The sequence below is a fragment of the Arcobacter suis CECT 7833 genome, assembly GCF_003544815.1.
Taxonomy (GTDB): domain Bacteria; phylum Campylobacterota; class Campylobacteria; order Campylobacterales; family Arcobacteraceae; genus Aliarcobacter; species Aliarcobacter suis.
The window spans coordinates 927,041-944,921 of the sequence record NZ_CP032100.1; the positions used below are offsets into that span (position 1 = coordinate 927,041).

Annotated in this window: 31 protein-coding genes and 1 pseudogene; 27 read left to right on the top strand and 5 right to left on the bottom strand. The window is 29.4% G+C overall.

The genetic code is table 11. The features are described 5' to 3' along the window. Window positions 1-246: 246 nt before the first annotated feature. From ASUIS_RS04770 to ASUIS_RS04780, 3 genes are all read left to right on the top strand, one after another. The gene (locus ASUIS_RS04770) at window positions 247-558 is read left to right on the top strand and encodes a hypothetical protein (protein WP_118885937.1); all 312 of its coding nucleotides are present in this window, start codon (window positions 247-249) and stop codon (window positions 556-558) included. Further along, window positions 545-1,459, top strand: coding sequence for an AAA family ATPase (locus tag ASUIS_RS04775; RefSeq protein WP_226799987.1), 915 nt, complete (start codon window positions 545-547; stop codon window positions 1,457-1,459). Before ASUIS_RS04770 ends, ASUIS_RS04775 begins: the two co-directional genes overlap by 14 nt. A 294-nt stretch (window positions 1,460-1,753) precedes the next feature. Next, window positions 1,754-2,188 carry a phage protein GemA/Gp16 family protein gene (locus ASUIS_RS04780; RefSeq protein ID WP_118885938.1) on the top strand — a complete coding sequence of 145 codons (435 nt, stop codon included), beginning with the start codon at window positions 1,754-1,756 and terminating at the stop codon, window positions 2,186-2,188. Here the strand turns inward: ASUIS_RS04780 and ASUIS_RS04785 are convergent. The 4 genes and pseudogenes from ASUIS_RS04785 to ASUIS_RS13925 form a co-directional block, all read right to left on the bottom strand. Continuing rightward, on the bottom strand, window positions 2,136-3,296 hold the full coding sequence (locus ASUIS_RS04785) for a putative phage abortive infection protein (RefSeq protein WP_118885939.1): 1,161 nt from the start codon (window positions 3,294-3,296) through the stop codon (window positions 2,136-2,138). The genes ASUIS_RS04780 and ASUIS_RS04785 overlap by 53 nt on opposite strands. Before the next feature lie 227 nt (window positions 3,297-3,523). Next, window positions 3,524-4,369 (bottom strand): putative phage abortive infection protein, encoded by an 846-nt coding sequence (locus tag ASUIS_RS04790; protein WP_118885940.1) that lies wholly within the window; start codon window positions 4,367-4,369, stop codon window positions 3,524-3,526. 94 nt (window positions 4,370-4,463) lie between these two features. Further along, window positions 4,464-4,964: an IS3 family transposase gene (locus ASUIS_RS13920; RefSeq protein WP_118885941.1), complete on the bottom strand. Its 501-nt coding sequence runs from the start codon at window positions 4,962-4,964 to the stop codon at window positions 4,464-4,466. Then, a pseudogene (locus ASUIS_RS13925) lies at window positions 4,948-5,610 on the bottom strand (IS3 family transposase); the annotation flags it as partial. The pseudogene ASUIS_RS13925 and the gene ASUIS_RS13920, both read right to left, overlap by 17 nt. Before the next feature lie 444 nt (window positions 5,611-6,054). Here ASUIS_RS13925 and ASUIS_RS04805 point away from each other — a divergent pair. From ASUIS_RS04805 to infA, 24 genes are all read left to right on the top strand, one after another. Beyond that, a complete protein-coding gene (locus ASUIS_RS04805; RefSeq protein ID WP_118885943.1) occupies window positions 6,055-6,453 on the top strand; it encodes a hypothetical protein in 399 nt (132 codons plus the stop codon). 333 nt (window positions 6,454-6,786) lie between these two features. Continuing rightward, window positions 6,787-7,101 carry a 30S ribosomal protein S10 gene (rpsJ, locus tag ASUIS_RS04810; RefSeq protein ID WP_014473685.1) on the top strand — a complete coding sequence of 105 codons (315 nt, stop codon included), beginning with the start codon at window positions 6,787-6,789 and terminating at the stop codon, window positions 7,099-7,101. A gap of 18 nt (window positions 7,102-7,119) precedes the next feature. Beyond that, a complete protein-coding gene (gene rplC / locus ASUIS_RS04815) occupies window positions 7,120-7,695 on the top strand; it encodes a 50S ribosomal protein L3 (RefSeq protein ID WP_118885944.1) in 576 nt (191 codons plus the stop codon). Then, a complete protein-coding gene (gene rplD, locus ASUIS_RS04820; RefSeq protein ID WP_118885945.1) occupies window positions 7,692-8,303 on the top strand; it encodes a 50S ribosomal protein L4 in 612 nt (203 codons plus the stop codon). The genes rplC and rplD overlap by 4 nt, the downstream gene beginning before the upstream one ends. 1 nt (window position 8,304) lies before the next feature. Beyond that, on the top strand, window positions 8,305-8,586 hold the full coding sequence (locus tag ASUIS_RS04825) for a 50S ribosomal protein L23 (RefSeq protein ID WP_108557717.1): 282 nt from the start codon (window positions 8,305-8,307) through the stop codon (window positions 8,584-8,586). An 11-nt stretch (window positions 8,587-8,597) separates the two neighbouring features. After that, the gene (gene rplB, locus ASUIS_RS04830) at window positions 8,598-9,425 is read left to right on the top strand and encodes a 50S ribosomal protein L2 (protein ID WP_118885946.1); all 828 of its coding nucleotides are present in this window, start codon (window positions 8,598-8,600) and stop codon (window positions 9,423-9,425) included. A gap of 9 nt (window positions 9,426-9,434) precedes the next feature. Beyond that, on the top strand, window positions 9,435-9,710 hold the full coding sequence (gene rpsS, locus ASUIS_RS04835) for a 30S ribosomal protein S19 (RefSeq protein ID WP_118885947.1): 276 nt from the start codon (window positions 9,435-9,437) through the stop codon (window positions 9,708-9,710). Between the two features lie 2 nt (window positions 9,711-9,712). After that, window positions 9,713-10,045, top strand: coding sequence for a 50S ribosomal protein L22 (gene rplV / locus ASUIS_RS04840; RefSeq protein WP_118885948.1), 333 nt, complete (start codon window positions 9,713-9,715; stop codon window positions 10,043-10,045). Further along, window positions 10,045-10,749: a 30S ribosomal protein S3 gene (gene rpsC / locus ASUIS_RS04845; RefSeq protein ID WP_118885949.1), complete on the top strand. Its 705-nt coding sequence runs from the start codon at window positions 10,045-10,047 to the stop codon at window positions 10,747-10,749. The genes rplV and rpsC overlap by 1 nt, the downstream gene beginning before the upstream one ends. Window positions 10,750-10,751: 2 nt before the next feature. Beyond that, window positions 10,752-11,177: a 50S ribosomal protein L16 gene (gene rplP / locus ASUIS_RS04850; protein WP_118885950.1), complete on the top strand. Its 426-nt coding sequence runs from the start codon at window positions 10,752-10,754 to the stop codon at window positions 11,175-11,177. Then, window positions 11,164-11,355 (top strand): 50S ribosomal protein L29, encoded by a 192-nt coding sequence (rpmC, locus tag ASUIS_RS04855; protein WP_118885951.1) that lies wholly within the window; start codon window positions 11,164-11,166, stop codon window positions 11,353-11,355. The genes rplP and rpmC overlap by 14 nt, the downstream gene beginning before the upstream one ends. A gap of 10 nt (window positions 11,356-11,365) precedes the next feature. Beyond that, the gene (gene rpsQ / locus ASUIS_RS04860) at window positions 11,366-11,617 is read left to right on the top strand and encodes a 30S ribosomal protein S17 (protein WP_118885952.1); all 252 of its coding nucleotides are present in this window, start codon (window positions 11,366-11,368) and stop codon (window positions 11,615-11,617) included. Beyond that, window positions 11,617-11,985: a 50S ribosomal protein L14 gene (gene rplN, locus ASUIS_RS04865; protein WP_004510830.1), complete on the top strand. Its 369-nt coding sequence runs from the start codon at window positions 11,617-11,619 to the stop codon at window positions 11,983-11,985. Before rpsQ ends, rplN begins: the two co-directional genes overlap by 1 nt. Window position 11,986: 1 nt before the next feature. Next, window positions 11,987-12,226 (top strand): 50S ribosomal protein L24, encoded by a 240-nt coding sequence (rplX, locus tag ASUIS_RS04870; RefSeq protein ID WP_118885953.1) that lies wholly within the window; start codon window positions 11,987-11,989, stop codon window positions 12,224-12,226. A 1-nt stretch (window position 12,227) separates the two neighbouring features. Next, window positions 12,228-12,776: a 50S ribosomal protein L5 gene (rplE, locus tag ASUIS_RS04875; RefSeq protein WP_118885954.1), complete on the top strand. Its 549-nt coding sequence runs from the start codon at window positions 12,228-12,230 to the stop codon at window positions 12,774-12,776. Next, window positions 12,776-12,961: a type Z 30S ribosomal protein S14 gene (locus ASUIS_RS04880; RefSeq protein WP_105912160.1), complete on the top strand. Its 186-nt coding sequence runs from the start codon at window positions 12,776-12,778 to the stop codon at window positions 12,959-12,961. Before rplE ends, ASUIS_RS04880 begins: the two co-directional genes overlap by 1 nt. 13 nt (window positions 12,962-12,974) lie before the next feature. Then, complete coding sequence (gene rpsH / locus ASUIS_RS04885; RefSeq protein ID WP_118885955.1) at window positions 12,975-13,373, top strand: 30S ribosomal protein S8; 399 nt, start codon at window positions 12,975-12,977, stop codon at window positions 13,371-13,373. Between the two features lie 9 nt (window positions 13,374-13,382). Next, window positions 13,383-13,919 carry a 50S ribosomal protein L6 gene (gene rplF, locus ASUIS_RS04890; protein WP_118885956.1) on the top strand — a complete coding sequence of 179 codons (537 nt, stop codon included), beginning with the start codon at window positions 13,383-13,385 and terminating at the stop codon, window positions 13,917-13,919. A gap of 9 nt (window positions 13,920-13,928) precedes the next feature. Continuing rightward, complete coding sequence (gene rplR / locus ASUIS_RS04895) at window positions 13,929-14,288, top strand: 50S ribosomal protein L18 (protein ID WP_118885957.1); 360 nt, start codon at window positions 13,929-13,931, stop codon at window positions 14,286-14,288. Window positions 14,289-14,297: 9 nt separating this feature from the next. After that, window positions 14,298-14,738, top strand: a complete 441-nt coding sequence (gene rpsE / locus ASUIS_RS04900) for a 30S ribosomal protein S5 (protein WP_014473702.1) — start codon at window positions 14,298-14,300, stop codon at window positions 14,736-14,738. A 4-nt stretch (window positions 14,739-14,742) separates the two neighbouring features. Then, window positions 14,743-15,141: a 50S ribosomal protein L15 gene (gene rplO / locus ASUIS_RS04905; RefSeq protein ID WP_118885958.1), complete on the top strand. Its 399-nt coding sequence runs from the start codon at window positions 14,743-14,745 to the stop codon at window positions 15,139-15,141. Between the two features lie 2 nt (window positions 15,142-15,143). After that, the gene (gene secY, locus ASUIS_RS04910) at window positions 15,144-16,406 is read left to right on the top strand and encodes a preprotein translocase subunit SecY (protein WP_118885959.1); all 1,263 of its coding nucleotides are present in this window, start codon (window positions 15,144-15,146) and stop codon (window positions 16,404-16,406) included. Window positions 16,407-16,408: 2 nt separating this feature from the next. Next, on the top strand, window positions 16,409-17,173 hold the full coding sequence (gene map / locus ASUIS_RS04915) for a type I methionyl aminopeptidase (RefSeq protein WP_118885960.1): 765 nt from the start codon (window positions 16,409-16,411) through the stop codon (window positions 17,171-17,173). 11 nt (window positions 17,174-17,184) lie between these two features. Further along, window positions 17,185-17,403 carry a translation initiation factor IF-1 gene (gene infA, locus ASUIS_RS04920; protein ID WP_014473706.1) on the top strand — a complete coding sequence of 73 codons (219 nt, stop codon included), beginning with the start codon at window positions 17,185-17,187 and terminating at the stop codon, window positions 17,401-17,403. A gap of 164 nt (window positions 17,404-17,567) precedes the next feature. Here infA and ASUIS_RS04925 read toward each other — a convergent pair whose 3' ends face one another. Next, window positions 17,568-17,780, bottom strand: a complete 213-nt coding sequence (locus ASUIS_RS04925) for a hypothetical protein (RefSeq protein WP_118885961.1) — start codon at window positions 17,778-17,780, stop codon at window positions 17,568-17,570. Window positions 17,781-17,881: the final 101 nt, after the last annotated feature.

Genomic DNA, 17,881 nt, shown 5'->3' on the forward strand with positions numbered 1-17,881 from the left:
GTCTTAAAGAGTTCTCGTCGAAATGAGGTACTAAATAAATTAATTTCATAGAGCAGCTATTGAGCTGTTCTATTGAGATTATTAGTAGGAGTAAATTATGAAAAGAAAAATTATATTTTTTTATGTGTTTTTACCATTATTGTATGTAGAGATAGCTTTTTCTGAACTGGGAAGAGCTTATCGTAATCTATGCATAAATAGTAAATTTAGAGAAACTTATAAATTTTGTAAAAGGAAGTGGGAGATATGAACATACTATCAGTTAATACAGGTGATGCAAAACTTGATGAAGCCTATAAGAACATCCAAGTTCATATTTGCACCTTTGATAAGTTTATAGAGTTTGAGAATTATTTTAATTCTATCGTAAAAACAGATGATAAAGAAGTGCTTTTAAGATGGCTTTTAAAAGTGCTGTTTGTTGAGTTTAAATATGGAAGAGAGCAAATCAAACATGACTTTGATATTTTGCTTGAGAGAGTAAGTCCTAGTGATAAAGAACTATTAGAAAGATGGTTAAAAGAAAAATTAGAGAAAGTGAGAGATGAAAATGTTTAATTTTTTAAAAGGAAATACTTTAGTTAAAGAAGATTTTTCTTTGGATGAAAAAGTAGAATATATTAAAGATTTTTTATACTCTAATAGTGTAACCCTGATATATTCTCCTCCCAAAAAAGGTAAAACATGGCTTGGATATGGAATTACTACAACTTTGGCGAAAAGAAGTGATATAAGAAGAATAATTTATGTAGACATGGATAATGGTCTTAGCTCTTTGGCTGAGAGAAAAATAGATGATAAGTTAATAAATCATCCTAAAATTGAATATGTTAGTCGTGCGAAGATTAGTTGCTCTCCAATAGAATATTTAAGACAAATAGATGAGGAAGCAAAGAGAGATAATTATAAAGATGTGACTTTTGTATTTGAAACTACAAAGGATTTTGTAGATACAGATAGTAAAAGTCAATCTGAAGAGTTTATGAAAATTATCATGAGAATAAGAGATGCAGGTGCAACTGTTATCATAATGCATCATGCAACAAAATCAGGAAATACAATATCAGGAGTTCAAGTATTCATAAACTCTCCTGATAATGTTTATGAAATGACTCAAAAAGCTAGAGAAGAAAATATGTTGCATTTTATGTTAAATGTAACATACTCACGAAATCTTGTAAAAGATATTGGAGTGAGTGTAAATACTAAAACCTTAGAACTTACAAAACTTGATGAAGTTTATTCAACCATGAGTGAATATGAAGAAAACTTTGTAAGAAAAGCAAAAGAGATTCTAAATAAAAATCCTGATGGATTAGGACAAACAGAACTTTTAAATCAAATTGGATATGAAAAAACAGATAAAACTGCAAGGGATACTTTGGATAAGTTTACCGATAAATTTTGGAGTAAATACCAAGAAAAGAAAGGTAAACCTATAACTTATACTTCAATTTAGTGCAACCGTTACAACCACTACAACTACCATAAACAAAGGCTTATAATATGGTGGTTGTATAGGTTGTAATGGTTGCCTACTTATTTAATTAACAAATCACCAATTAAAAGAATCAGTTTTAATAATTCAATAATCAAAAAAATAAGTTTTAATAAACATATCATATCTTTCTCCTATTTTATTAAAAGAAGAGTTATTTTTTTAATCTTCTTCTTTTATTTGCAAATTTTAGTAAAACAAAAAATTTGTAAAAAGGGGGGGTAATCATAAAAACAGTATCAAAAAGGAAAAAATATGACAGATAGACAAAAAACTTATAAGAAAAGCCTTATTCAAAAAATTCAAGTAGTTAAGCATAATGTGTTTACAGACGATGAAATGAGAAAAGAGTTTATGCTCTCAAGGTTTGGAGTTGATAGTACAACTAAGTTAAGTATAGATGAACTAAAACTACTTCTTGATTTTTGCAATAGAAAAGTAAGTGATATTCCTATGTTAAATCGTAATACAAGAATAGAAGATATGATAACTGATGAACAAATTGAAAAGATAAGAGTTGTTTGGAAAGAAAAAGCTAGAGATAAAAGTGAAGAGGCTTTAATGAAATTTGCTTGTAAAATAGCAAAATATAAAGCCTCTAGGATAGATGATTTTAAACTAAGAGAAGCTCAAAAGATTATTGTTGCTCTTCAAAGAATGAGAATTCCTTCGAATCAACTTTATTTATAGAAGTATAAGAGTCATTAATATACTTTTTCCAATATATATTATCACCAAAAATTTTATTTATAGGAAATTCTTTGTTTAATTCCTTAGTTCTTATAATGCAATCTTCAATATCAATTGATAAAAATTCTATAATTTTATTATCAAAAATAGTATGTTCTAAGAATTCGTATTTAATTAAAAGAGGCAATAGTTTTTCATTACCATTTTTACATATAGAATTAAAAAAAAGCATTCCTAATTCTGTAGATGATAATTGGGCTCTTAAAATGTTTGAATAAATTTTTTTATTGCTTATATAACTATTATCTATAAATTTCAATATTTGGTAAATATTCCTAAAATAATGATTAATATCAAAACTAAAATAACCAATAAAATCTTCAAAAATAACAGAAGTTTTTTTTGGGCTATAAAATTCAGCAAATTCCTTTTGGAATTTTAGAAAATTAAAAAATATATGATTTATAACTTCTCTGCCTTCTACTCTTTTTTCAAATATATAATTAAAAGAATTTGAGGTTTCTCTAGGTGTAATCTTAAAGTTTTCTTTTTCTACTTTTATGTTTGAAAGTGAGTTATTGTGCAAATTGATCATATTAAAAAATGTATTTTCAAAGTTTTGAGTTTTTAAAGATTTTGATTGTTCTAGTAAAGCTTCTGATGAAATTTCTGTCGCTTTTCTTGTTTCCCCTAATTCTTTTACTGAAATTTCTACTTGTTCTCTTGTAAGTTTTAGTTCTTTTTGTTGCAGTATTATAGTCATTAAAAGTGCCATGAAAGAACAAAAAGTTAATATAGGATTTAGCATTCCTCCAAAAAAATCTCCAAATGGACCTAATATTTCTACTACATCTTTAATTCCCATTGTTGTAACTTCTTCAACAGCTTTAATTCCTATTGTTGTAACTTCTTCACTATTTTTTATTTCGATAAAATTCCCAATTATAATAGATCCAATTTCAATTAAAAATATAGTTCCAATAAAAGCAATAGCTACGCAAAAAATATAAAATAAACCTTTTATAGTTTGATCTTCATCTTTTAACGCATTTGAAATCTTTAAATAGATTTTATTAAAAAATCTTTTATCTTTATCATTTTCTTCCAAATCTTTTTCTCCCTTAAAATAAAGTTGCTTATTCTATTCCAAAAATAATTAAGAAGTTATATATAAAGAAAGTATGATAACTGTATTTCAAATTGAAAAAATAAGTATTATTTAGAAAGAAAAAGTTAGGGATAAAAGTGAAGAGGCTTTAATGAAATTTGCTTCTAAAATAGCAAAATATAAAGCCTCTAGGATAGATGATTTTAAACTAAAAGAAGCTCAAAAGATTATTGTTGCTCTTGAGAGGATGTATTAAGATAGTTAATATATTTTTTCATATGATAATTTGAACCAAATATTTTATTTTTTGGATAGTTTTCATTTTCTATATCAGTAGTATCTTTTATACATTTATTAATAGCTTCAAATGCATATGATTCATGTAGATAAGGCGATTTAAATATTGATTCACTAGGTTTTCTAGGATTAGTATATTGAAGTATTATATTTAATGGTTCTAAGAATTCAAATTTAACAAGTAAAGGAAATAATTTATTATCCGATTTATATATAGAGTTCATAAATAGAAAAGCAAATTCTATACTTGAGAATTGTGCTCTTAATATATTAGTATAAAATTTTTGATTTTCTAATTCCTTATTTTTGTTTATATCTTTCAGTATTTCTTGTTTATTTATAAATTTTAATATTTGATAAACATTTCTAAAATAGTGACTTATAATATCATCATATTCATAGTGGAAGTGATTATATAATACAAAAATATCTTTTGTTTTTATATTATCCTTTATATAAATATTTAATATTTCAAATAGTTTTGAGATAACATTCTTACCATAATAAGGCTTGTCTTCAATTAAGGCAACTTTTTTATTTAGAATACTGTAATAGTATGTTTCTCTTCCATCAAAGTCAAAATCTGGATGCTTTTCTTTAACTTCTAAAGAAATATTTTTTATAATTTCATTATGTAAATTTATCATATTAAAAAAAGTATTTTCAAAGTTTTGTAGTTGTAATGATTTTGATTGTTCTGTTAATGCCTCCGATGATTTTGCAAGTTCTTCAGTTGAGTTTTTTAATTCTTTACTTTGAAGTTTGATCGTAAACAATAGTAAGCAAAAACTTAAAAAAGCAAAGATTGGATTTAAAGTACCACCTAAAAATGATCTGTCAACCCTAAAACATACTCAGAAATTATAATCCCTAAGCAGCAATTTCTTTTTGTAACAATTTTTGTTTTTCTTCAAACTCTACTGGTGATAAATTGTTATTTGCACTATGACTTCTTTCTCTATTATAAAACACTTCTATATATTCAAATATTGATCTTTTTGCTTGTTCTTTTGTATGATAAATTTCATGATGGATTAATTCTGTTTTTAATGTATGGAAAAAACTTTCTGCAACTGCATTATCATGACAATTCCCTTTTCGACTCATACTTTGAATTATTCCATGTCTTTTGAGTAAATCTTTATGTTCATAAGAAGCATATTGACTTCCTCTATCTGTATGCCAAATTAGTCCTTTTTCTGGATTTCTTGAAATAAGAGCCATCTTTAAAGCATCATTTACAAGTGAAACTTTCATTGTTTCATCCATACTCCAACCAACTATTTTTCTTGAATATAAATCAATAACTGTTGCAAGATACAACCATCCTTCACTTGTTGGAATATAACGCGTATTAATAAAAAGATATATTTAATATCTTTTTATTAATACTTCTATCGCCTACATATTTTTCATCAACTTTTGAAGCATAGAAATCTCTATTTAAAATATTGGGAGCTATTGGTAAATTATGATTTGAATCTGTTGTCATAACTTTAAATCTTCGTTTCATTTTTACAAACAATCCTAATTGTTTTAGAATATTTCTAATTCGTCTTCTTGAAACTATTACACCATATCTTTCAAGAAGTTTATCTTTTATCCTTCTTGTACCATATGTTTGTCTTGATTGAAGAAATATTATTTCAATTAGTTCATTAAGTTTCTCATCAACTTTTTGAATTACACAACCATTTTTAACCCAATTGTAATAGCTACTTTTATCAACTTTAAAAACTTTACACATAAGTTTTATATTGAAACTCTTTCTATGCTCTTTTATCCAAGCATACTTTGATAGAGTTTCAAATGCTGCGTATGCTGTTGCCTTTTTTAGAATATCTCTTTCTTGTTTGAGTAATTTATTCTCTGCTCGTAGCTGTTTTAGTTCAGCCACTAATTCTTGTTGTGAGGATTTAGATTGATTTTTAGTTTCATCAATAGGAGTTGTTATATTATTTTCTTTTTTATAAACTTTAATCCAATTATAAATTGTTTTATCATTTATTCCAAGATCTTTTCTTGCTAACGCTACGTTCTATGCTGCAATTTGCATTGCTGACTTTTTACTATTCAAAATTAAGTGAACAGTCTCATCTCTAAACTCTTTAGTATATTTACTATTTCTCATTTTTTCTACTTCTTTCATACTTATTATTTTAACTTAGAAGTTTTTAAATTCCAAGTATGAATTAGTGTAGCCGGATCAGTAATTAAATATTTAAAGTTACAGCATAATTCTGAACTTAGGTTTTTATTAGTTGAAGCATTTGAATTATTTCAAAAGTTTATAGATGAAATATATGCAATATTAGGCTTATATGATAAAACAATATGGTCAAAAAAAAGAAAAGATTCAAAAAAAATATACGATGATGATTATACTTCTATAGATGAAATAAAAAAATTAATTAAAAAAGATGGGTACAGGAATATAAAAACTTATCAGCAATTAATAGATTTGAGAAATTTTTTAGATGATTTATATTTATATGAAATAAAAGATAGTGATTATTTTTTTATAATAGTTTTAATAAGTTATTTGAGACATAATATTGTACATAATCAAGGTTACATTCAAAGAAATAAATTAAAAGAAAAGATATATTCAGAGTTAGAAAAAAGAGAAGCAGAGTTAAATAATAAATCTGTAGGATATAACTATATGGAAAGAGATGATGAATTTATAAGTCGTATAAATTCATTTTTTGGTAATGGCGAATATGAAAATATGATTTGTATCACAAATATACCAATTGAAAGTAAAAGTTATGAGGATAGATTTAAAGATATTTTAATATATGATTTAATAAGTTATGCAGTATTAATTAGTAAATTAGTTATAAAGAAGTTTGAATAATTTGCTTTTAAAATGTAGGTAAAAAAGTCTAAAAAGATACAATTTTTATATGTACATACATTTCATAAGCAAAATACATACATTTTAAAAGCGGTTTTACACATTTTAAAAGCGGTTTTACATTAGCAATACAACATTCTTATTCTTAATAAGAACTTATTTTACTACTTAAACTACTCTAATGGTCCTTTTAAAAAGGAAATAAAATTAACAACTTTTTCTATGAAAGCCCATAATACTTGACATTTAACTACAATTAAGTTATAATCCGCGTCCACTAAATGTGGTTAGGGTGCATTTATGCGCATCTAACGAGTTCTTTAAAGGAAAAAAATGGAAAAGATTAGATTAAAGCTTAAGGCTTATGATCATAGAGTTTTAGACAGAAGTGTTGCTTCAATTGTTGAAGCCGTTAAAAGAACTGGTGCTGATTTAAGAGGTCCAATCCCTCTTCCTACAAAAATCAGAAGATATACAGTTATTAAAGGTCCTCACGTAAATAAGGATTCTAGAGAGCAATTTGAAATCAGAGTTCATTCAAGAATTATTGATATTATAGCTGCAACTCCAGATACTGTAGATTCGTTAATGAAACTTGACTTAGCTCCTGAAGTTGATGTTGAAGTTAGATCTATGGGTCAAGAATAAGAAGAAAGGGTAATATAGATGGAATTTATAGTTCAAAAAATCGGTATGAGTAGAACAGTTTCTGTTCCAAGTACTCCTGTTACACTTTTAAAAGTTCTTGATACTAAAGTGTGTGAAGTGACTGACGGTGTAGCAATTGTATCTTATAGCAATGGTAAAAAGTTTAACAAAGCTATCGAAGGTATACAAAAAAAATATAACTTATCTAAAGAGTTTAACAGATTTGCAACAATGACTGTAGCAAATGCTGAAGCTGGTGATTTAGATGTTTCTGGATTAAGTGAAGCACAAACGCTAAAAACAACTTTTAAAACAAAAGGTAGAGGGTTTACTGGAGCTGTTAAAAGATGGAATTTTGCGGGTGGTAGAGCATCACACGGTCATAGAATGGGTAGAAGAGTTGGTTCAATCGGTAACTGCGAATGGCCAGGTAGAGTTCAGCCAGGTAAAAAAATGCCAGGGCAATACGGAAATACAAATGTATCTGTGAAAAATGATGTTATTTCATTTGACGCTGAAACTGGAATTTTAGTTCTTAAAGGTTCAGTATCTGGTCCAAACGGAGCATTAGGAAAAGTAAAGGTTGCTAAATGAGCAAAGCAATAGTATTAAACGAAAAATTTGAAAATAGTGGTGAAGTAGTTTTACCAGCTAGTTATGAAGAAATTAACAAACATAATTTATATTTATATGTTAAATCTTATTTAGCAGCATTAAGATCAAATACAGCGAGAGCTAAAACAAGAGCAGAAGTAAGCGGTGGTGGTAAAAAACCTAAAGCTCAAAAAGGTTCTGGTGCAGCTAGATGGGGTTCAAAAAGATCTCCTTTATTCGTTGGTGGGGGTCAAGCATTTGGACCTACTAAAAGAAACTATAACCAAAAAGTTAACAAAAAACAAAAAGCATTAGCATTAAAATATGCTATTAATGCTCAAGCAAATAATAGTACTTTATTTGTTGTTGATTCAATCAAAATTGAATCTGGAAAAACTAAAGAAGCAGTTGCAGTTTTAAGTAAAATAAACAAAAGAGATACATTAATCGTATGTGATACAATTGATGAGAAAACTTATTTAGCGTTTAGAAACATTAAAAACTGTTATATGGTTGAAAAGCAAGAAGTTAACGCTTATTTAATTGCTGCATACCACTCAGTACTTATTGAAAAATCAGTACTTGATGCATTAACAAAAGAGGCTTAAGATGGCAGATATTACAGATATTAAAGCAATATTATATACAGAAAAAACAATTGAGCTTCAAGAAAATGGTGTAATCGTTGTTCAAACTAGTCCAAGAATGACTAAAAACGGTTTAAAAGAAGTATTTAAAGAATATTTTGGAGTAACTCCTTCAAAAGTAAATTCTTTAAGACAAAATGGTAAAGTAAAAAGATTTAAAGGGAAAATAGGTAAAAGACCTGATTTCAAAAAATTCTATGTAACATTACCAGAGGGCGCAGCAATTGCGAACCTTTCAGCTTAAGGGGATTATAGATGGCAATTAAAAAATTTAGACCAATAACTCCTGCAAGAAGATTTATGTCTGTTATGGATACTTCAGATATTACTTCTAAACCAACTGTAAAATCTTTACTTGTAAGAGTAAAAGCAAATGCTGGTAGAAATAATAACGGTAGAATTACATCTAGACACAAAGAAGCAGGTGCTAAAAAATTATATAGAATTATTGATTTCAAAAGAGATAAATTCGGTGTTGAAGGTACAATTTCAACTGTTGAATACGATCCATATAGAAACTGTAGAATTTGTTTAGTTACTTACCTAGACGGTGATAAAAGATATATCATTCAACCATCAGGATTAAAAGTAGGAGATAAAGTACAAGCTGCTGAATCTGGACTTGATATCTTACCTGGTAATGCAATGAGATTAATGAGTATCCCTGTTGGAACAATGGTTCATAATATTGAAATGAAACCAGGTAAAGGTGGACAAATCGCTAGATCTGCTGGTGGATATGCTCAAATTATGGGTAGAGAAGACAAGTATGTAATCATGAGATTACCATCTGGTGAAATGAGAAAAATTCTTGGTGTTTGTATAGCTACAATTGGTGTAGTTGGAAACGAAGATTTCTCAAACATGGTAGTTGGTAAAGCTGGTAGAAGTAGACACCTTGGTATTAGACCTCAAACTAGAGGTTCTGCAATGAACCCTATAGATCACCCACATGGTGGAGGTGAAGGTAAAACTAACTCTGGTAGACATCCTGTTACTCCATGGGGTATGCCAACTAAAGGTTATAAAACTAGAAAGAAAAAAGCTAGTGATAAACTAATCATTTCAAAAAGAAAGAAGTAAGGGTTTAAAATGGCAAGATCGATAAAAAAAGGTCCATTCGTAGACGCACACCTGATGAAAAAAGTTATCAAAGCTAATGAAGCTAATGATAAAAAACCAATTAAAACTTGGTCAAGAAGATCTACTGTATTACCAGATATGATCGGATTAACTTTCAATGTGCACAATGGAAGAAATTTCGTTCCAGTTAACGTTACTGAGAACCACGTTGGATATAAATTAGGTGAATTTGCACCAACTAGAACATTTAAGGGCCATAAAGGTTCTGTTCAAAGAAAGGCATAAGAATGGCTAAAGCAATATTAAAATTTATTAGACTTTCTCCAATTAAAGCTAGATTAATTGCTAGAGAAGTTCAAGGAATGAATGCAGAGTATGCAATCGCATCTTTACAATTTACTCCAAATAAAGCTGCTGGAATTATTTCTAAAGTTATAGCTTCTGCTGTAGCTAATGCAGGTTTAGATCCAGTTGATGCAGTTGTTGTATCTGCAAGAGTTGATAAAGGTCCAGTTCTTAAGAGATTTACTCCAAGAGCAAGAGGAAGTGCTTCTCCAAGACACAAACCAACTGCACATATTATGATTGAAGTAGCTGCTGCGACTAAAGGAGATAAGTAATGGGTCAAAAAGTTAATCCAATAGGTTTAAGATTAGGTATTAATAGAAATTGGGAATCAAGATGGTTTCCTAAATTTGAAACAATGCCAGCAAACGTTGCAGAAGATGACAAAATCAGAAAGTATGTTAAAAAAGAATTATACTATGCTGGAATTGCTCAAACTATCGTTGAGAGAACTGCAAAAAAAGTTAGAGTTACAGTTGTTGCTGCAAGACCTGGTATTATTATCGGTAAAAAAGGTGCAGACGTTGAAAAACTAAAAGATGCACTTTCAAAATTAGTTGGTAAAGAAATCGCTGTTAATATTAAAGAAGAGAGAAAACCTCAAACTTCTGCTCAATTATCAGCTGAAAACGTTGCTCAACAATTAGAAAGAAGAGTTGCATTTAGAAGAGCTATGAAAAGAGTTATGCAAAATGCACTTAAAGGTGGAGCAAAAGGTATTAAAGTATCTGTTTCTGGTAGACTTGGTGGAGCTGAAATGGCAAGAACTGAGTGGTACTTAGAAGGTAGAGTTCCTTTACATACTTTAAGAGCAAGAATTGACTATGGTTTTGCTGAAGCTCATACAACTTATGGTTGTATTGGTATCAAAGTTTGGATTTTCAAAGGTGAAGTATTAGCTAAAGGTATCCCAACTGAAAAAGCTGAAGACACTTCTTCTAAACCTAAAAGAAGACCAACTAAGAAAAGAGGTAAATAATTATGTTAATGCCTAAAAGAACTAAGTTCAGAAAAATGATGAAAGGCCGAAATAGAGGTATGGCTCATAGAGGAAACTCTTTAGCATACGGAGATATCGGTATCAAAGCTGTAGAGCACGGTAGAATTGATTCAAGACAAATTGAAGCATCAAGAATTGCGATGACTAGAAAAGTTAAGAGACAAGCAAAAGTTTGGATTATGGTATTCCCTGATAAACCACTTACTGCAAAACCATTAGAAACAAGAATGGGTAAAGGTAAAGGTTCTGTTGATAAATGGGTTATGAACATTAAGCCTGGAAGAATTTGTTTTGAGATGGCTGGAGTTTCTGAAGAATTAGCTAGAGAAGCTTTAACTTTAGCACAACACAAGCTACCATTTAAAACTAAAATTGTAACAAGAGATAGCGAAAATGAACTATACTGATTTAAAAGACAAAAACTTGAATGAACTTCAAGGGTTATTAAAAGAGAAAAAGGTGCTTCTTTTTGAATTAAAAGCTAAGCTAAAAACAATGCAGTTAACAAATACATCTGAATTAAGAGTTGCTAAAAAAGACATCGCTAAAATTCAAACAGCTATGACTGCTGCAAAAGCTAACTAAGGATCTAAGTATGACACATAAAAGAGAGATTCAAGGTGTAGTGGTAAAAAAATCTGGAGATAAAACAGTTTCTGTACTAGTTACAAGATCAGTTATGCATCCAAAATATCACAAAACTGTAAAAAGATTTAAAAAATACTTAATTCATGACGAAAGAAACGAGTTAAATGTTGGAGATAGTGTTATCGCTGTTGAGTGTAGACCATTGTCAAAAACTAAATCTTTTAGATTAAAGACAATTGTAGCTACAGGAGTTAAATAATGATTCAAAGTTTTACAAGATTAAATGTAGCTGACAACACAGGTGCTAAAGAGATTATGTGTATCAAAGTTTTAGGTGGGTCTAAAAGAAGATATGCAACTGTTGGTGATGTTATTGTTGCTTCAGTTAAAAAAGCTCTACCAACTGGAAAAATTAAAAAAGGTCAGGTTGTTAAAGCAGTAGTTGTTAGAACTCATAAAGAAGTTCAAAGAGAAAATGGTTCATTAATTAGATTTGATGATAATGCTGCGGTTATTCTTGATGCAAAAAGAGAGCCAGTTGGAACAAGAATCTTTGGACCAGTTGCTAGAGAAGTTAGATATTCAGGTTTCATGAAAATCGTTTCACTTGCACCGGAGGTATTATAATATGGCAATTAAATTAAAAATCAAAAAAGGTGATACTGTAAAAATTATCGCTGGAGATGACAAAGGTAAAACTGGAGAAGTTTTAAGAGTATTACCTTCAAAAAATAAAGTAATCGTAAAAGATTGCAAAGTTGCTAAAAAAACTGTTAAACCTGATCAAGAAAAAAACCCAGAGGGTGGATTCATAAACAAAGAAATGCCAATTGACATTTCAAATGTAGCAAAAGTAGAAGGTGAGTAAAATGGCATCAAGATTATTTGAAAAATACAAATCAGAAATCAAACCAGTATTAGAAACTGAGTTTCCAAAAAATAAAACTTTAACTGCAAAAGTAGAAAAAGTTGTTATTTCTGTTGGTGCTGGTGAAGCGATGAAAGATTCTAAATTAATCCAAAATATTGAAGATACAATTTCTTTAATTGCTGGTCAAAGAGCTGTTAAAGTTATTGCTAAAAAATCAGTTGCTGGTTTTAAAGTTAGAGAAGGTATGCCAGTTGGTGTAAAAGTTACTTTAAGAGGTGAACAAATGTATCATTTCTTAGATAAATTATGTAACGTTGCATTACCAAGAGTAAAAGACTTTAGAGGTCTTAACAAAAATGGTTTTGACGGTAGAGGAAACTTCAACTTTGGTTTAGATGAGCAATTAATGTTCCCAGAAGTTGTATATGATAATATCATTAAAACACATGGTATGAATATTTCAATTACTACTAGTTCAACTGACGATGCTGAATCATTCAGATTATTAGAATTAGTAGGAATTCCATTTACAAAAGGAAGAGCGTAATGGCAAAGAAATCTATGATTGCTAAACAACAAAGAACACCTAAGTTTGCAGTACGTGCATACACTAGATGTTCTGTTTGTGGAAGACCTCACTCTGTTTATAAAGATTTTGGTTTATGTAGAATTTGTTTAAGAAAAATGGCTAACGAAGGTTTATTACCTGGTGTTAGAAAAGCTAGTTGGTAGGAGAATTTAAGCTATGATGAATGATATAATCGCAGATGCTTTAACTAGAATTAGAAATGCTGCAATGAGAAAATTAGAAGTTGCAACATTATTACACTCAAATACTGTAGTAGGTGTTTTAAACGTTTTATTACAAAAAGAGTATATTGCTGGATTCAAAGTTATTGATGGACAAAACAATAAAAAAACAGTTCAAGTTGAATTGAAATATGATGATAATGAGAAATCAGTAATCAATGAAATCACAAGAGTTTCTAAACCAGGAAGAAGAGTTTATAAAAACGCTTCTGAAATTAAAAACTTTAAAAATGGGTACGGTACTATTATCGTTTCAACTAACAAAGGTGTACTTGCTAATGATGAAGCATATGCAGCTAACGTTGGTGGTGAAGTACTTTGTACTGTATGGTAGGAGAGTGTAATGTCTAGAATTGGAAAAAAACCTATCGCAATTCCTGCAGGAATTGAAGTAACAGCTAATGGTTCATTAATTAGCGTTAAAAAAGGAAACAACGTTTCTACTGTGGAAACACATGGAAGAGTTGGTATTGAAATTGCTGATGGACAAATTGTTTTAACTAGAAATGGTGAAACAAAAGAGTCTTCTGCATTTTGGGGAACTTATAGAGCTTTAACAGCTAATGCTATAAATGGTCTAACTACTGGATTTACAAAATCTTTAGAGATCAATGGTGTTGGTTACAGAGCTGCTGTAAAAGGTGATGTTTTAGAACTACAATTAGGTTATTCTCACCCAATTAACTATGAAATCCCAAAAGGATTAGAAGTTACTGTTGAAAAAAACATAATTCATGTAAAAGGTGCTGACAAACAACAAGTTGGTCAAGCTGCTGCAATTATTAGAGGCTTTAGAAAACCAGAACCATACAAAGGTAAAGGTGTTAAATATACTGATGAGAAAATCATCAGAAAAGCCGGAAAAACTTCTAAGAAGTAAGGTGTAACTATGAGTAGAATAAAAGATTTAGCTAAAAAAAATGCGTTAAGAATCAAAAGAAAAAAAAGAGTTAGAGGTTCAATTTTTGGTACAGCTGAAAAGCCAAGAGTATCAATTTTCAAATCTAACAAATACGTTAGTGCACAAGCTATCAATGATGTTGAAGGTGTAACTTTAGCAGCAGTTAGCTCAAAAGCTATGGGTTTAAATGTGAATAAAGAAAATGCAGTAAAAGTAGCAGCACAACTTGCTGAAAACTTAAAAGCAGCTGGAATTGAATCAGTTGTTTATGACAGAAATGGTTATCTTTATCATGGTGTTGTAGCAGCATTTGCTGACGCATTAAGAGAAAATGGTATCAAATTATAAGGGTTAATGATGGCAGTAAATAGAGAAGACTTTCAAGAAGCAATCGTTAAAATCGGAAGAGTAACAAAAGTTGTAAAGGGTGGTAGAAGATTCAGATTTACAGCTTTAGTTGTTGTTGGTGATAAAAACGGTACAGTAGGATTTGGAACTGGTAAAGCTAAAGAGGTTCCTGATGCAATTAAAAAAGCATTAGATGACGCTTTCAAAAGCTTAGTTACTGTTTCTATTAAAGGAACTACAATCGCACATGATATTGAACATAAATATAATGCAAGTAAAATATTATTAAAACCAGCATCTGAGGGTACTGGACTTATCGCTGGAGGAGCTGCAAGACCTGTTCTTGAGCTTTCTGGAGTTAAAGATATTATTGCTAAGTCATTAGGTTCAAATAATCCAAACAACCTTGTACAAGCTACTGTTGAAGCATTAGCTAAGATTAAAGGATAGAATTATGGAATTAAATAACTTACAACCAGCAGCTGGTAGTACTAAAAATACTAAAAGAATCGGTAGAGGTCAAGGAAGTGGTACAGGTAAAACTGCAGGAAAAGGTAATAAAGGTCAAAAAGCAAGATCTGGTTACAAAATGAAAAGAGGATTTGAAGGTGGTCAACAACCACTTTACAAAAGACTTCCTAAAGTTGGATTCTTTTCAAGAGTAGTTAAACCTTATTCTATCAATGTAGATAAAGTATCTCAAATTGCAACACTTGATGAAATTACACTTGATACTATTAAATCTGTGTATAAATTATCAAAATCAGTTGAAAAAGTTAAATTAATTGGTTCAACTGCAAAAGATTTAGTAGCTAAGATTAAAGACGAAAACGTTACAACTACTGGAAAATAGCCATGAGTAAAGATCTAATAAATAAGATTCTTATTACATTAGGCTTTATTTTCCTTTACAGGTTATTGGCATACGTGCCAGTACCTGGAGTTAATATAGACGTTGTTAAAGAATTTTTCGACTCAAATGCAAATAATGCATTAGGTCTTGTAAATATGTTTAGTGGAAATGCAGTTGAAAGACTAAGTATTATTTCACTAGGAATCATGCCTTACATTACTGCTTCAATTATTATGGAACTTCTAGCAGCAACTTTCCCAGCACTTGGTAAAATGAAAAAAGAGAGAGATGGTATGCAAAAATATATGCAAATCATCAGATATACAACAATTGTTATTACATTAATTCAATCTATTGGTGTATCAGTTGGTCTTAATTCATTAACTGGTCAAAGTGGTCAAGGTGCTATTTCAATCGATATGAATACATTTATTGCTGTTTCTGCAATTTCAATGTTAACTGGTACTATGCTTTTAATGTGGATTGGTGAACAAATCACACAAAAAGGTATTGGAAATGGTATTTCATTAATTATTTTCGCTGGTATTGTTTCTGCAATTCCAAGTGCAATTGGTGGAACTATTGATTTAGTTAACAATGGACAAATGAATTTCTTAGTAGTTATTGCAATATTAGTTATTATTATGGCTACTGTTGGAGCAATTATTTATGTTGAATTAGGTGAAAGAAGAGTTCCTGTATCATATTCTAGAAAAGTGATGATGCAAAATCAGAAAAAAAGAGTTATGAATTATATTCCTATTAAAGTAAATTTAAGTGGAGTTATTCCAGCAATTTTCGCAAGTGCTATATTGATGTTCCCTGCAACTGTATTGCAAGGATCACAAAATAAGTATTTAGTAATGATTGCGGATTATTTAAATCCTAGTTCATATACTTTTAACGTATTTATGTTTTTATTTGTAGTTTTCTTTGCATTCTTTTATGCATCAATTACATTTAATGCAAAAGATATTTCTGAGAACTTAAAAAAACAAGGTGGATTTATTCCAGGTGTTAGACCAGGAGCAAGTACAGCTGAATTTTTAAATGAAGTAGCTAGCAGATTGACTTTCTGGGGTGCTATATATATGGGATTAATTTCAACTCTTCCTTGGCTAATTGTAAAAGCTATGGGAGTACCTTTCTATTTTGGAGGGGTTGCTGTACTAATTGTTGTACAAGTTGCAATTGATACTATGAGAAAAATTGAAGCTCAACAATATATGAATAAATATCAAACTTTAAGTGCGGTTGGATTATAAAAATGGCAATCCCATTAAGAAAACCAAACGAAATAGAAAAACTTCGAAACGCAAATATTGTAGTAGCAAAAACATTAAACTTTTTAAGTAAATCAGTTAAAGCTGGTATGACTTTAAAAGAAGTTGATACAATGGGTGAAAAGTTCCTAAGAGATTTAGGAGCTAGACCCTCATTTAAAGGCTTATATGGTTTTCCTGCTGCTATTTGTACTTCTTTAAACGAAGTTATTATCCATGGAATTCCAAGTAATGTTGTTTTAAAAGAAGGTGATATTCTTGGTCTTGATATAGGAACTGAGATTGATGGTTGGTATGGTGATTCAGCTATTACTATGCCTATTGGAAAAATTTCTAAAGCAGATGAAGAGTTAATTGCTTGTTCAAAAGATGCTTTATATTATGCTATTGAGATTATTCAAGAAGGTATGAGATTTAAAGAATTATCAAAAGCCATTGAAGATTTTATTGTATCAAGAGGTTATCAGCCACTAGTTAGATTTTGTGGACATGGTATTGGAAGAAGACCGCATGAAGAGCCAGAAATTCCTAATTACTTAGAAAATGGAAATACAAAATCTGGTCCAAAAATCAAAAACGGAATGGTATTTTGTATAGAACCCATGATTTGTTCAAAAGACAGAAATCCTGTTATTTTAGAAAATGGTTGGGATGTCGTGTCTGCTGATGGATTAAGAGGTAGTCATTATGAACACACAGTTGCTGTTATTGATGGTAAAGCAGTTATTTTAAGTAATTCGGAAGATTAAGGGAGAGAAAAGTGGCAAAAGATGATGTAATAGTAATTGATGGAAAAGTAATTGAAGCTTTACCAAATGCTATGTTTAGAGTTGAGTTAGATAATGGACATGTAGTTTTATGTCATATCTCAGGAAAAATGAGAATGCACTATATTAAAATTTTACCTAATGATACTGTAAAAGTAGAAATAACACCTTATTCACTAGATAAAGGTAGAATCACTCATAGATATAAATAATTAATATTTATTTCTAAAATTAAATAAGGAATTTATTTCCTTATTTTTTCTTCAAAAAATTAAAAATTCCAAAAATATAAAAAACTATGAAGCTCAAATTTTATAGTATTTCGCACACTTTAAAAAAGTTATACTATATAAATTTAGCTCCATAGGTTTGTATACTAATTTATTCTATCTTTTGTTAAATTAATCTCTTTTTCTATTAAATTTTTTTGTTCAAGCAATAATTCTAAATGTTTTTTTAAAATCTCTCTATCCTTATATGATTCAATAATAAACTCAAAAAGTTTAGGTCTGCTTTTTTTCCAATTATGCAAAGTTGTTTTATTTACATCTAAATCAAATTCTAGTTTTCTTAAACTAGGTGCAGTCATTTTATTTCCTATACATAATAATTTTAATATTTTATAAAATATTGGAACAAAAGTCAAGTAAAAAATATATTATGTATAAAATATTGGAACAAATATTTGTT